The 14,189-nt window shown below is 56.7% G+C and carries 14 protein-coding genes; 1 reads left to right on the top strand and 13 read right to left on the bottom strand.

Going from position 1 to position 14,189, the window contains the following annotated elements; all coding sequences use genetic code 11:
- Positions 1-146: 146 nt before the first annotated feature.
- The 11 genes from AC2FH2_RS06915 to AC2FH2_RS06865 form a co-directional block, all read right to left on the bottom strand.
- Positions 147-1,121, bottom strand: coding sequence for a nuclear transport factor 2 family protein (locus AC2FH2_RS06915; RefSeq protein WP_496698277.1), 975 nt, complete (start codon positions 1,119-1,121; stop codon positions 147-149).
- Entirely contained in the window at positions 1,118-2,137 is a 1,020-nt protein-coding gene (locus AC2FH2_RS06910) for a LacI family DNA-binding transcriptional regulator (protein ID WP_496823202.1), read from the bottom strand. The genes AC2FH2_RS06915 and AC2FH2_RS06910 overlap by 4 nt, the downstream gene beginning before the upstream one ends.
- On the bottom strand, positions 2,137-2,904 hold the full coding sequence (locus AC2FH2_RS06905; RefSeq protein WP_496713559.1) for an SDR family NAD(P)-dependent oxidoreductase: 768 nt from the start codon (positions 2,902-2,904) through the stop codon (positions 2,137-2,139). Before AC2FH2_RS06905 ends, AC2FH2_RS06910 begins: the two co-directional genes overlap by 1 nt.
- A gap of 1 nt (position 2,905) precedes the next feature.
- Entirely contained in the window at positions 2,906-3,955 is a 1,050-nt protein-coding gene (locus AC2FH2_RS06900) for an ester cyclase (RefSeq protein ID WP_281972843.1), read from the bottom strand.
- A gap of 94 nt (positions 3,956-4,049) precedes the next feature.
- Positions 4,050-5,390 (bottom strand): histidinol dehydrogenase, encoded by a 1,341-nt coding sequence (hisD, locus tag AC2FH2_RS06895; RefSeq protein ID WP_142639918.1) that lies wholly within the window; start codon positions 5,388-5,390, stop codon positions 4,050-4,052.
- A gap of 11 nt (positions 5,391-5,401) precedes the next feature.
- Positions 5,402-5,932, bottom strand: coding sequence for an ester cyclase (locus AC2FH2_RS06890; RefSeq protein ID WP_142639920.1), 531 nt, complete (start codon positions 5,930-5,932; stop codon positions 5,402-5,404).
- A 132-nt stretch (positions 5,933-6,064) separates the two neighbouring features.
- Entirely contained in the window at positions 6,065-7,054 is a 990-nt protein-coding gene (locus AC2FH2_RS06885) for a nuclear transport factor 2 family protein (RefSeq protein WP_142639922.1), read from the bottom strand.
- 178 nt (positions 7,055-7,232) lie between these two features.
- Positions 7,233-8,114: a carbohydrate ABC transporter permease gene (locus AC2FH2_RS06880; protein ID WP_496676806.1), complete on the bottom strand. Its 882-nt coding sequence runs from the start codon at positions 8,112-8,114 to the stop codon at positions 7,233-7,235.
- A gap of 1 nt (position 8,115) precedes the next feature.
- Positions 8,116-9,144 (bottom strand): carbohydrate ABC transporter permease, encoded by a 1,029-nt coding sequence (locus AC2FH2_RS06875; protein WP_142639926.1) that lies wholly within the window; start codon positions 9,142-9,144, stop codon positions 8,116-8,118.
- A 65-nt stretch (positions 9,145-9,209) separates the two neighbouring features.
- On the bottom strand, positions 9,210-10,436 hold the full coding sequence (locus AC2FH2_RS06870) for an ABC transporter substrate-binding protein (RefSeq protein ID WP_271949112.1): 1,227 nt from the start codon (positions 10,434-10,436) through the stop codon (positions 9,210-9,212).
- Positions 10,437-10,519: 83 nt separating this feature from the next.
- Positions 10,520-11,569 carry an ABC transporter ATP-binding protein gene (locus AC2FH2_RS06865; RefSeq protein WP_142639930.1) on the bottom strand — a complete coding sequence of 350 codons (1,050 nt, stop codon included), beginning with the start codon at positions 11,567-11,569 and terminating at the stop codon, positions 10,520-10,522.
- Between the two features lie 158 nt (positions 11,570-11,727).
- Here AC2FH2_RS06865 and AC2FH2_RS06860 point away from each other — a divergent pair, with 158 nt between their 5' ends.
- On the top strand, positions 11,728-12,729 hold the full coding sequence (locus tag AC2FH2_RS06860; RefSeq protein WP_496823201.1) for a nuclear transport factor 2 family protein: 1,002 nt from the start codon (positions 11,728-11,730) through the stop codon (positions 12,727-12,729).
- A 201-nt stretch (positions 12,730-12,930) separates the two neighbouring features.
- On the opposite strand, the gene AC2FH2_RS06855 is transcribed toward AC2FH2_RS06860, so the two are convergent.
- On the bottom strand, positions 12,931-13,665 hold the full coding sequence (locus AC2FH2_RS06855; RefSeq protein ID WP_496713551.1) for a DUF3726 domain-containing protein: 735 nt from the start codon (positions 13,663-13,665) through the stop codon (positions 12,931-12,933).
- Complete coding sequence (locus tag AC2FH2_RS06850) at positions 13,662-14,039, bottom strand: hypothetical protein (RefSeq protein WP_496823200.1); 378 nt, start codon at positions 14,037-14,039, stop codon at positions 13,662-13,664. The genes AC2FH2_RS06855 and AC2FH2_RS06850 overlap by 4 nt, the downstream gene beginning before the upstream one ends.
- Between the last annotated feature and the right edge of the window lie 150 nt (positions 14,040-14,189).

Below are 14,189 nucleotides of genomic sequence, written 5' to 3'. Positions count from 1 at the left end.
TCTTCCTTTTGGTTGGAGTTCGCTGCGGTCAAACTCCGAAACCAGGCGGGCGGTTGTTCAGTCGCCGGGCACGCAGGCTGGCCCGGTGGGCGTGAAAACGCCGCAGGGCCTGCCCAGCCTCCAGATTTGAGAGACGATGCGACATTTTACAGATCACCGGTTTTCAAAAGGATCTGTTTCCAGACCGACGTTTCATCAAACAGAGTGTATTCACGGCGCAGGCCCCAGGGGCCGAATTCGGCGTGGCTGATACCCAGCACAAAGACCTCGGCCCCCGTCGGCGTGCCGAACACACCCCATCCATCATGCTTGCCATGCAGCGACCAGCGGATCGCGGCGCGAGGCGGCATCATTGGGTCATCGCGACCGATCTGATGTTGAATTTTGAACTCGGCATTCGGGAAAGAGGCGCGAAGTCCCATCCAAAAGCGATCGACCGGAGCCCAGCTGTGACCAGTCGTGCCGCGCGGATATTCCGATTGCACGGCGCGGTCATACTCGGCACTGATCACGCTCAGGTCTGCAGACATGACCCGGTTCAGAATGTCGGCGTATTTCTGACCCCATTCATTGTCATTACCACGCCCTTTGTAAGGTCCAGGCTGATCATTCGCCGGCGTGTAAGGCTGGGCGCAAGCCTCTGGGCCGCCTTCGCGGGCGATCAGATCGCGGGCATATTCTTTTGGGTCCCAACCCATCTGTTGGACAATCGCACCCTGGTCGCGGATCAGCCATTCATCGTTGATCTGGTTGTTGATGGCGTGACAGTCAGCAAGGATACGGTAGACCAGCTTTTTCCCGGTAGCCTTCCCATAGACACCGTCGCCCAGATGGGTCGCAGTCGACAAAAGCCTGTGCGAGGACAGCATGCCCTCTTCCGGTGTGCCTGACCAAATCACATCCTCACCCAGCAATGTGCGGTCGGGGAACTCGGCAAGCGTTGCCATGGTAGCGGCAATGACGCCCTGATTGCCAACGACAACTGACCCCGGGGATCGAACTACGATATCGGGCGCATAGTAATGGTGCAGCGTGGCAATGCCCCGATCTTCCCAGATTTCTTTTGTGATCCCAATAATATAGTCAGGAAAATCTTTGAATTTCGGGTCAAATCCCTTCATGTCTTCCATCCTTCAGGTATACGTGCAGAACCGCGAACAATCAGCGGTCCATCTATTTCCAATCGGTGCGGACCAATATCGGGCCCTTCGATTTTGCTCAGCAAAATGTCCACGGTTTCGGCAACCATACGGTTTGCAGGCTGTCGTACAGTGGTCAGGCTATAGGTTGGCCATGCCGCAACGGCCACATCGTCATATCCGACAACCGAAACATCTTCGGGAATCCTTAGGCCCAACTCGAATCTGAGGGTGTCCATCACTGCAATGGCCATGTGGTCATTGGCCACAAAAACGGCGTCGGGCGGGTCCGAGGCAAACATCTCCAGCGTTGCCGCCCGCGACTGTTCGCTGGTGAAGTTCCCAACACCGCGCGCATGCAGTTCCGCCCCCGCATCGTGCAAGGCGGCCCTGAAACCTGCTTCGCGGTCACGCTGGGTCGACGCGCCTTCCCAACCGGCGATGTACCCGATCTTTTTATGCCCCCCGGCCAAAAGGAATTCGGCAGCCTTGCGCCCACCCGCGATATTGTCCGAGGTGACCGCCGACATGGCCGGGTCGTCCTGAACCCGGTTAAACAGCACCATCGGCACACCGGCAGCCAGACAACGATCCGACAGATCCGACGACAAAGCCACCGAAGCCGCGATAATCCCATCAACCTGAAAATCCAGTATTTCTTCGATCACGTTGTCTATGTTGCCGGCCTGATGCGACGCCATGAAGACCAGCACGTGGTAGCCGCGCTCTTGCAACTTGTTTGTCAGCTTTTCCAACGCTTCAGGATAGAACTGATTGTTCAGATAGGCGACCACAAGTCCAATGATCCGGCTTTTGCCCGAGACCACCGCACGGGCCAGAAAATTTGGCCGATATCCCAGTTCATCCGCTGCCTTGCGCACTTTCGCGACCGTTTTTTGCGAGGCCGATGCACCAGGCGTAAAGACCCGGCTAACGGCGGATTGGCTGACCCCGGCCAGCCGGGCAACGTCCAACGATGTAACCTTCTGAGTAACCATCAGTCTGCCGTCCAGCCTCCGTCCACCAACATTGCTGTTCCTGTAACCAAAGCCGACGCCTCTGATGCCAGGTACACTACCGCGCCCATAATATCCTCAATCTCTCCCGGGCGGCCCAGCTTGATCTTGTCCAAAATCCAGGCCCGTTTGGTCGGGTCTTCGAATGTAGGCCGGGACAAATCCGTCAGGATGAAAGTCGGGCAAATCGTGTTGACACGGATCTTTGCGGGCCCGAATTCCAGCGCCATCGCCTTGGTAAAGCCCTCGACCGCAAACTTGGAGGCGCAATAGACCGCGCGTTCCTGCCCGCCGACATGGCCCATCTGGCTTGAGATATTTATCAGCGATCCGGGACGCCCGGCTTCAAGCAACCCTTTGGCAACGGCTTGGGTTAGGAAATAGGCCCCCCGGACATTGACGTTCATGACCAAGTCAAAATCTTCGGGCACCGTTTCGACCGCCTTGCTATGACGTGCAAACCCTGCCGAGTTCAAAAGGATGTCAAACGGCCCGTTTTCGGCGACAGCCGCGGCAGTTCCTGCGACATCGGTGACATCCATCTCAAGCACCTTGGCAGACCATCCCCTGGCAGTCATCTGATCGGCTATCTCTTGTAGCGCACTTGCGCGGCGCGCCGACAATGTGACCTCGGCCCCATGCTCTGCCAGCGCTACGGCGCAGGCCAGACCTATGCCCGACGATGCCCCGGCGACTAGCGCACGTTTGCCGCCTAGACTGAAACTAGGGGTACTGGGAAAATTGAGCATATCAGACCTCGCCGACTGGGTATGGAATTTCACCTGCGACACGCGCTTTGTTGAATTCGCGCAGGCGGGCAAAGACATCTACGCCCAGTTGCCGGTACACGTCCAGCAGGTCGACCAACACCCAGTTCTCCCGGATCAGGCCATCTTCCAATCGCCAGAAATCCAACGATCTCATAGTGATGCGCTGGCCAGAAGGGGCGATACCCATCCAGCCGTCATGAGTGATGGTCTGGATCATGTCCGGCCAACCGGTAACAGCTGCATAATCACCGTCACCAAAGAAATGAAAGGTGATCTCGTCGGCGTATTTGCCTCGGTCCGGCATGCCACCTAGGAAAGGGATCTGGTGCCAGTTGCGAAACCCTGCAATGCCGCGCCCGGTGCCGATCCCAGCGGGGCCGTACCAGTTCATGCGCGGATGCCAGAACCTTTCCATCTCCATCACTTCGGGGCCACCCTGACTGGGATGCTTTTCCAGATGTTCAAGCATGGAAACGATATGGTCGCAGGAGGCCTTCGATTTTGCCTCATCCCAGGGGCCCCGCACGATACCGTCCAGCGTCGCCGGGCCGGGAATACAGAACTCCTGCCCCAAAGACGGGGCCATCGGCCAGGCCTTCGCCTGCATCATCACTTCGGGAATGTCCCAGAGTGCCTGGATTTCGACAACTTTGCGATTTTCAAAGCGGTAGAATTCGTGGAACCGCATATGGGTCAGATGCCCGGTCGGCGGGATGTCCAACCAAGGGGCGACGAAGGTGCCTACGTAGTGGCCGCCACAGCAGACCCAATCATCACCATGTTGCGTCGGCCCGCCCATCACAATCCAATCCCGGCGTTCCAGATCGGGCATGGATTTCAAAAGCGGTGTGTAGCAGGCATCATAGAGTTCCTGCGGCCCGGTCAGGTCGCCGAATGGATGGGGCATGTGGATGACGGCATCGGGCGCAATCACCGCCTGCAGTGCAGCTCGGACGCCGGTTTCGTCAAAGTTATACATGGCTTCGCGCAATGGCGCGATCAGGGCCTTATGGGTAGAATGTGTGTCCATTGCGAAATCTCGCATTGTGTTATCTGCTTTTCTTTCAAAACCCGTGGTGCCCGGGCAAACCCCAAGCGCAAGTTCTGCAGCAATGACCTCACTCTTATGAGGACGCGTCTGCAGCCTCGCGATAAGCCGCACCTTCGCCGTAAGGTACGTTGATGCCCCCATAACGCCGGACGCGAATATTGCATTGCTCGGCATGGCCGACAAAGCCTTCCAGCATACACAGGCGTGAGCCGTATTCGCCGATCATTGCCGCTGCCTCGTCAGTAACAACCTTCTGGTAGCTGTGAGTTTTCATGAACTTGCCGACCCACAAGCCGCCGGTATAACGTCCGGCCTTTTTGGTCGGCAGCGTGTGGTTCGTGCCGATCACCTTATCACCGTTTGCAACATTGGTCCGCGCCCCAAGAAACAGCGCGCCATAGCTGGTCATGTTTTCCAGGAACCAGTCGTCACGGTCGGTCATCACCTGCACATGCTCAGAGGCGATATCATCGGCAACTTGCAGCATTTCGTCATAAGTGTCGCAGACAATGACTTCCCCATACTCCTCCCAGCTGACTTTTGCGGTTCCGGCGGTAGGCAGGATACCGAGGATACGGTCGATCTCGCTAAGCGTTTCTTCCGCCAGCTTGCGCGAGTTGGTGACCAGAACACAGGGGCTGTTGTAGCCATGCTCGGCCTGCCCCAACAAGTCGGTCGCACAAAGTTCGGCATCGGCAGCGGTTTCGTCGGCAATGACCATGGTCTCGGTCGGGCCCGCAAAAAGGTCGATGCCAACGCGACCAAAGAGCTGCCGTTTGGCTTCTGCCACAAAGGCATTCCCGGGGCCGACCAGCATGTGGACCGGATCAATGGTTTCCGTACCGATCGCCATGGCACCAATCGCTTGGATACCACCCATGACATAGATCTCATGCGCCCCACCCAGATACATGGCAGCGATCACGGCCGCATTGGGCTTGCCCTGAAACGGTGGCGTACAGGCGATGATGCGAGGCACACCGGCCACTTTAGCGGTCGCAACCGACATATGCGCCGACGCAACCATCGGGAATTTACCGCCAGGAACATAACAGCCAACAGACTGCACCGGGATGTTCTTGTGGCCGAGGATGACCCCCGGCAAGGTTTCAACCTCGATATCCAGCATTGAGTCACGCTGCGCCTGGGCGAAGTTTATCACCTGTTTCTGAGCGAACTTGATGTCGGCCAGCTCGCGTTCGGTCAATGAGGCGATCAGCTCGTCGATCTGTTTCTGGCTCAGGCGGAAGCTTTCCGGCGAGTAATTATCAAACTTTTCCGACAGATCACGCACTGCCGCATCACCTCGGGTTTCGATGTCTTTCAGCGTCGCTTCAACGACAGCGCGGGTTTTGGCGTCATCTTCGGCCCGGTCGGCCTCGGGTTTGCCGCTTTTCAGATATTCGATAGCCATTGTCCTAATCCTCAATTTTCGGGCCGGGGCGGAATTTCTTCTCCCCGGTCAAATGTTTCCCACCCTTTGCCCTGGAACAGATCGACTCCAAGCTGCGAGGCGACATGGGCAAAATCGACATTCACCCAGTTGTCGACGATCTTGCCGTCGACAACTTTCCAGAAATCCATGTAACGGATCTCGACGCGCTTGCCGGTGGGCGCAATCCCCAGAAATTCGCCAGAATGGGTTGCTTCCTGGCGGCCAAAAGCTGCCGCCCACTCGCCCATATAAAGCCGGGCCTCGTCGATGCAGGTCTTGTCGGAAAACGCAGCCTGGAACGGGCGTTGCCAGTTTTCCTGGAATTCCTTCAGGCCCGTCTTGGTGCCGCAACCCTGGTTGCCAAGCCAGCGGAACCCTTCGGCGAAGAATTCGCCGATGTCTTCGATACGGTGGTCGTTCAAACCATCGACCATCCCCTCGATCACGGCGCGGGTCTCGTCGGTTTTGCTCATGTCCGTGTCACGTGTCAGCACGGCCTGTTCGGGGCGGGAGCCCTTCATGTTTCTCTTCCTTTTATGGTTACCAAGGGGTCTTCTGTGTGGAGGGCGAGGATTAATCCGCCGTCAGAAAATCCCTTGGCATCCGGTTGAGCGCCGGATGGCGCGCAACGGCGTTATGTCTGGCAGAGCAGCTCATGCAGCCTGCTCGGCGATTTCAGCAAAGAGGTCATAGCCCAGTTGCAACAGCACATGCGGGACATCGACAAAAACCCAGTTTTCGACCAGCAGATCGTCCTCGCGGCGCCACCAATCGCAGACCCGCATGAAGACGCGTTTGCCACTTGCGGACTGGCCGAGGAAAGGTTTCACTTGGACGCCAGTTAACGAGGGCCAACCGCCCGAGCATACGTAGTTACCTTCGCCATAGCGGGTGAAATGCGCCGTCATACCGTTGCCCGCAGTGCCGCCGGACCAGCCTTCAAAGGTGGCTTCGAAAGGCACCTGGAAGCTGGCAAAACTCTCGATCCCGACGAAAGAACCGAAGGCGCCGGGGCCGTACCAGACCATGTTGTCATGCCAGTAGGGGCGCCAAGCCTCGTTCTCGGTAGCAAGCCCGGCCAGCATTTCTGTGACCATATGATAGCTCTTGGCACCCTCGGCAGGATCCTGCGGAGTGGTCAATATGCCATCATGGCTGGCAGGGCCCTGAATCATGCCGGTGAAGCCGCGGGTCTTGCCCGGGCTGTCGGGGATCGGCCATTGTCCAGCGGCCAGCATCAGCTCTGGAATATCGAAGAAGATATAGCTTTCCACCGCCTTGCCGTCCTGCATCCGGTGGAACTCGCCGAAGCGCAGATAGGCAAGCTCGCCTGTGGCCCGGATGCCGAGCCAGTCGCGCGAGAACCGACCAACGAAATAGCCGGTGGCGCTGATCCAGTCCTGCCCGTCAAATTCGCCGGCCATGACGATGTCATCGCGCCGAAAAAGCCCGTCGAAGGCAGCGGCGAGCGGGGCGATGACGTGATCGTGCAGCCCGAGGCCGCCCGCGACCTCATTGAAGGGATGCACCACGTTGACATGTGCACCGGGGGCGAAGAAGGCGTCAAATGCCGGCCGGAAGTTGCCAGGATGGCGTTGTGCTTCGGTGAATTTCAGAAAGGGTTTACGGTCGAGGTTTTTCATCTTCTCTGTCTCAATGGGGTCTGTTCGGGGCGTGTTCGGAGAAGCGCCCCGCAAGGTCCCGCGCGCATCAAAGCAAATGGAATTCGTCCCGGCCGCCGGGTCCTGCGCGCAGCCACATTCAGTCTGGCTGTATGCGCATGGGCAGATACGGACTGAGGATGAGTGCGTCCCATCAGAGTTAGCCTTTCACAGCCCCGGCCGTCAGACCGCCCACAATCTGTCGCTGGAAGAACATGACCAGAATGAACAGTGGAACTGTGGCTGAAACCACAGCCGCAACCGCGAACATCACGTTACCTTCAGTCTGCGTTGTACCAAGAAACGCGGCAATGGCAGGCACCATCGTGCGGTTGCTTTCGGACAGAAGCATCGCCCCGACAGCAAAATCGTTATAGGCCAGCAGGAACGAGAACAGCCCGGTGGTGATCACCCCTGGCCACATCACCGGAATGATCACGCGACGAAATGCCTGGAACTGGTTGCATCCGTCGACCTTGGCACTTTCATCCAGCTCGCTTGGGATATTCTTAAAGAAAGAATGCAGCATCCACAGAGTGAACGGCTGGTTTATCGCCACAAGCACGATGATCGTGGTTGGAAGGATCCCCCAGATGTTCCATTCGAAGAAAGGCAGCAAATATCCCGAGACCAGCGTAATCGGTGGCATAGCCCGGAAGATAAGTGCCGTGATCAATAGCCAGAACGTATAGTTGTAGGTCGACCGGGACAGGGCATAGCCCCCCAGCGTTCCGATTGTGAGCGAGATGGTGACAACAAAGAAACAGATGATCCCCGTGTTGAGAACATTCCGCCAGAATTCTTCCTGTATCCAGGCGCCCTCGTACCCTGTGGTTGTGAAGGGCGAGCCATAGACGGCTTCGGTCCGTGCTCCGGTGATGGCATTGGTCCAGTCGGCGATCGAAAAGAAATCCAACTCTACCTTGAACGAACCCCAGACCGTCCAGAGGAACGGGAAAGCGGCCAGAACGAACCATAGGATCACAAATAAGGACGTGGCGATCCGGAGACTTCTAGGCATTCTTTGTGCGCGGCTGGCCATATTATCTTGCTCCTTTGAAGTCGCGCCAGGTGCGGACAAGCACCGGTGACAGCAGAATGGCGACTCCGATTATCGTGATCACAGAGGTCGCGGCCGCGGAAGAAAGCTGCCGGGTTTCACCGCCTAAGTCGTTGAAGATGAATGTACTAAGGGATTGTGCGTGCGCACCTGCGCTGAACCCGATTATCGGTTCAAACACCTTGAAGTTGTCCATCAACTGAATCAACGCAACAAATGTGACCAGTGGCATGAGATGAGGAACGACCACGAACTTAACCTGTTGCCAGCGGGTTGCCCCGTCTATCTGGGCGGCCTCGATTTGATCCTGGGGCAATGTTTGCAACCCCGCATAGAACACGACAAATGCAAATGGAGCGGCGTGCCAAACTCCATAAACCATCAGCGCCACCCACATCAGCCCGGTTGAGGCCTTCAGGCTAAAATCCGGATCCCCGGCCAGATATACTAGGGCGTTGCCGATGACCCCGCGGCTGTCAATCATCCAGAACAGGATAAGCGAGCCAATCAACGGAGTGACGATCATCGGCAGAAGCGAAAAGAAGATCAGCAGCCCTTTGAGATTTCGGTGCAGGGAGTTGATTGCCAGCGCAATCACCAGCCCCAAAATGATTGTGAGCGGCGTCACAACAAACGTGAAGGTCAGCGTAAAAGCCATTGCCCTGTAAAAGGGCAAATTACCGATCTTTGAGAAGAAACCGCCCCAGGTTTCATTCGCAGCCCAGATCTGTCCAATTTCCTGGATCGCCAGGTGGCCACGGTCCAGGTAAATGTCCAATCCGACAAATCGGCCCAGTGGTTTCTCGGCGCGAAGGGCTGCTGTTGCCTCTTGATCAATCGTGGTCTCTGTCGTGCAGCCGATCAGGGGGGTGCAGCTTTCGACCTCTAACAAAACGGCCGGATGAGGCGCGAAAATGGATTGGGTCACCACCGAGACTATCGGCATCGCGATGAACAGCAGCATCGCAAGCCCGGTGGGCAGGAAGAACCACAGGAAGGTCTTATGGCGCATGTCGCAATCCCCACGTGAATTGGTTTGTGCGGGCGGCCCTTACAGACGCCCGCACGAGTCAGGCCCTACTGGAGGAAACCTTGTTCGATGGCAGCGGCGCGATATGCGGCTTCGACATCGGCCAGCGCCTGCTCAGCGCTTTCCTTGCCTTGCATGAAGTCTGAAAGTTCATTGCCTAGCGCGCTGTGCATCAGGCCCATGTAAGGCAACATCGGATAAGGCGGTGTGCCCATTTTGGCCGCCTCAAACACGCCTTCGGCGTCCGCACCAGGCTCGTAGCCTTCGATCAACCATACCGCCAGCGGCGTGGTTTCATCGTTCAGCATGTCAGGACGGATACCGTGTTTCATCGCGATGAACGTAGCCTCGGCTTCTTCATCCGAGATGTTCTTGCCGACGGTCCAGCCGTCCCACCACAGGGTCGATGCCGGCGTCGAGCCGCCGCCGACTGTCAGTGGTGCGCCGATCGCATGACCGTCGATCACTTCCTGAAGCACGCCTTCGGTCGTGGTTTGCTGCGATGCGCGTGAACCCCACATGTTCATGATTGCAACGTTACCAGCACGGTATTCGGCATTAGTGGCATTGGAATCGTGGGTCAGAAAGTCGGGGTTCATATATTCCGACAAAGCCTTCATCATGTTCAGCGCATTGACACCAGCCTCAGAATTCACGTTGGGCTCTGCTGTTCCGGCTTTGAAGTGGCTGCCGCCATAGCCAAGAAAAATGTTGTTGAATTCCTGTGCCAGATTCCAACCCGACGCATAGGCGCCGCCAACCGGGTTTTGCATGATGCCCTGCTCGCGAATGGCTTTGGCCGCTTCGAGCAATTCTTCATAGGTTGTCGGCACTTCGACACCGGCCTGTTCCAACACGTCCTTACGATACATCAGGTGCTGAGCATTCGCCATGAACGCCACGGCCATAATGTCATCACCAATCTTGATCAACTGACCTGGCTGCAGGTCCTGACCATGCTGTTCCACCAGATCGTTGAGCGGCCGAATAACATCTTCGTTCATCAACGCCACGATCGAGCTGTTGGCGATGATGGCACTGGTGTATTCAGACGGGTTTCCGGACAGACCAGCCACGTTGATGGTCTGGTGCTCGGAGGTCAGGTTTGAATCGACCGATGCGCCTGTGCATTCTTTCGCGCCGGTTGCGACGGCCTGAATGGCCGCAAATTCGTTACCAACGATATTCACGCGCCCGCTAATTTCACAGGCATAACCTGCGCTGGCGGCAAAGGCGGCCAAGGACCCAGCCAATGCAATTTTCTTCAGAAACATTTGTATTCCTCCCTAGGTAGATGGGTGCATCTTCGAAGTCTGCACCTGCGTTAAACCCGGCAATGCGGGTTTGGATTTTCTGTTCAGCGCTCCAAACGCGTTCCGGTTTGCGCATCAAACAAGTGGCAGTGATCGGTGTGGATATGGATTGAAACCTGATCATCGATTTCAGCGCGATAGGTTTTGTCGGCTTTGACCGAAACCAGCGCGCCACCGATCCGAACCGAGACCATCGTGCTGTCGCCCAAAAGCTCCTGCGTGTAGATGGGCCCGTTAATCTCGCCGCCGCTTTCCACGACATTGGCGTCCTCGGCGCGAAAGCCCAGCGTAATCGGGCCGTCCGACGCATTCAGCCCATGCACCTCAGTGTTCTGAGCCCGAAACACCCCATCCTGAACCTGACCATCGATAAGGTTCATTGCCGGGTTGCCAATAAAGCTGGCCACAAAAGTGTTTGCGGGTGCATCGTAAATATCGGTCGGAGAGCCAACCTGCTGCACGATACCCTGCTTCATGATCACCACACGATCTGCAAGAGTCATCGCTTCGATCTGGTCATGAGTCACGTAGATCGTGGTCACGGCAAGCTCGTGGCTGAGGTTCTTGATCTGCGCGCGCGTCGAAACACGCAGCTTGGCGTCAAGGTTTGACAGCGGTTCGTCCATCAGAAAGACATTTGGCTCGCGAACAATGGCGCGGGCCAAAGCGACGCGCTGACGCTGGCCGCCCGACAGCTCTGCCGGTTTGCGATGCAGAAAGTCATCCAGTTCGACCATGGCCGAAGCGCGGCGCACTTTTTCGTCATGTGTGGAAGGGTCGATGCCGCGCACCTTCAGCGGGAACCGGATATTCTCATAAACATTCATGTTCGGATAGAGCGCGTAGGACTGAAACACCATGGCGACATCGCGGTCCTTGGGCTCCATGTCATTGACACGCTCGCCATCTATCAGAATGTCGCCCTCGCTGGCGTCCTCCAAACCCGCAATCATGCGCATGGTCGTCGTCTTGCCACAGCCTGATGGGCCAAGAAGAACCAGAAACTCTTTATCGGCAATAGTCAGGTCGAAATTATCCACCCCCACAAACGATCCCCAACGTTTCCCAACACTGCGAAGTTGAATTTCGGCCATTCTGTCCTCCCATGTGCACTTGTCGTGCATACGTTTGCAAGAGCATAGACATCTGATGGAACATCAGGCAAGCTTTTTTTGCATGCGTTTGCAAATCTACGTTTCACTATACAGAAAACCTGTGCTCAATTCCTGGTAAAGCACTGAAAGAAAAGAATATGCCTTACGAAGCCGAGAAAAATATTGTTCTGGATCTTTATGAAGCTCTGAGCCGAGCTGAAGAATCAGCGGTCCCTGACGTGATCTCGAAATATTGCGCCGATGACTATCTGTGGCGCGGATTCCATCCCTTTGACGAACTGCATGGCCCCAGTGACGTAGGTGCCCAGTTCTGGCTTCCGCTGAAACAAAGCCTGACCCGAATGCAGCGCCGTATGGACGTATTCATGGCCGGAGAAAACGAGATGGACGGTTTCACCTCGGTCTGGGTTGCATCAATGGGCCATCTCATGGGGCTGTTCGACAAAGATTGGCTAGGTATCTCGCCAAACGGCAAAATGACATTTCTGCGCTATTGCGAATTCAACAAGGTCGAAAACGGAAAAATCACTGAAACGGCGATGTATTTCGACATACCTCATTTCATGATGCAGGCCGGATTGCAGCCGTTCCCGCCTCAGACAGCCGCGCAGCTCGTGCAGCCGGGGCCCATGACCCATGACGGCCTGATGGTCGGTCCGCAACCTGCGGCGGAAGGAGAGCGGACTCTGGCGGCCATCAACTCTATGATCTCCGATCTGGGCCAATGGAACAGCGGCCTCAGCCTTGAGGACGAACTACGGCGCACATGGTCCGAAGACATGATCTGGTGGGGGCCATCCGGGATCGGGGCGACCTACACGATCGAACGCTACGCCCAACAGCATGCAGGCCCTTTCCGTGCTGGTTTCACTGACCGGTCGAAAACCAAACACATATGCCGCCTGGCAGAGGGTCACTATGGCGGTTTTTTTGGCTGGCCGAACTTCACAGCCCGTCCAACTGGCGGGTTCATGGGAATGCCTGCAACTGACAAAGCCGGTGAATTTCGGGTGATAGATATCTATCGGCGAGACGGGGATAAGTTGGCCGAGAACTGGATATTCATCGACCTTTTGCATTTCTGGAAACAGCAGGGTGTGGACATCCTTGCCAGAATGTCCGAGCTACCGCGAACATAACCGGCAGGATTGACGCACATCAGACCTTGGCTCTGTGCACTACCCCTGGCTCATGGCGCGCAGGGTCAAAAGGTTCTTTGGCGACCCAGCGCCGATTCACCGGGAATACATGCTGAACGAGTTCCGGTCCGACGCCGCCCCAATCGGGGCGGCATTTTTTTTGTTTGCAAACGGAGCAAGCGCTGGCTCATATCCCAAGCCTCACATGGGCCCGGCGCCTGAGCGGGATTGCGTATCTGAGCGAACGAGAATGGGCCAAGCGGCGGCGTTCAGGGCGTCCCATTGGCCGGGGTCAACCTCAATCCCCTGTTCCAAAGCTTGGTTATAGTTGGCTGCTAGCTGCGCCGCCGAAATTTCAAACCGCTGAAGTTCGGGTTGCTCCACCTGACGTGTCACCGCGTCCGCCAGCAATGCAGGCTGATTTGTGCAGATGATAGTGACGGTCGAGATTTCTTTTCTGTCATCTGCATTATCCAATCGCCAGTAATGCGGGAAAGTCGCGCCGCTTTCAAAGCTCGCTCCGTGTGATCCAACCTGATCTTTCCGATAGGCTGAGATATACACGCCCAACTGCGCGACCATCGACAGGCTTCGCAGGATTAGACCAGGATAGCGGCAGTTGGCCAGTTCGATGATCGCAAAGCCCGACTTGTTGGCCTTGGAGTGCATCAGATAGGCCGCCAATGAGCCGTGCTCGCAGACATCCGCGCCACCTGCATCAAGAACGGCGATGTCGCCATTTTCGAACACCAACCGCGGAGTCGCTCCACCCTTGGGGGCCCGTGGTGGCAGGCTGATACGGTCGAACCCGCTCAGACCCGCCATTTGCAACCAAGTGACCAATTGGCCAGCGTCCTCATAGTCACCGATCTCGTGCCCGGCTCCTTCGTAGGCGCGGGACAGCGCGGTGATCATTTCGTTACGGGATACTTTCATGCCTGTGCCTCCTCAATCTGCGGTTTCAGTGGCAGGAACCAGCTTTCATAGGTCTGGCCGATGTCATCAATCAGCGGTGCCCCCTGATACATTGTGTTACGTACCCATAGCTTCGAACGAGGGTCGAACTTGCTGACGCCAAAGAAGGCAAGGTTGCAGCGCAACAGATCCATGGGGTGCACGTTCCGGTCCGCAAGGTTGGCTCGGATTTCGGCGTATTTGCGCCTGCTCATGGTTTGGATGCGGCGCACGATGCTTTTCAGAGCTGGGCGGCGCAACAGGAAATGAATGACGTCACTGCCTGGATGCTCTTCAAGGTCTTCCAACAACACGTCATAGCAGGCGCGAACACGGCGCCCGATGGGCAGCGGCATTTGTTTCTCAATCCCCGGATCAGCACCGGCAAAACCCAGCCGCTGAGCCTCCCCAACTGAACTGGTCCACGGCTATGTTTAGGAAACGGAGGACCTAGAATGGCAAACAAGCGACCGAAGCCGGAAGAGATTGTCTCGAAGTTACGGCAA

This window comes from Ruegeria sp. YTSA105, from assembly GCF_059610225.1.
The sequence above is the reverse complement of the archived record's forward strand: the minus strand, read 5'-3'. Positions and strand labels throughout refer to the sequence as shown.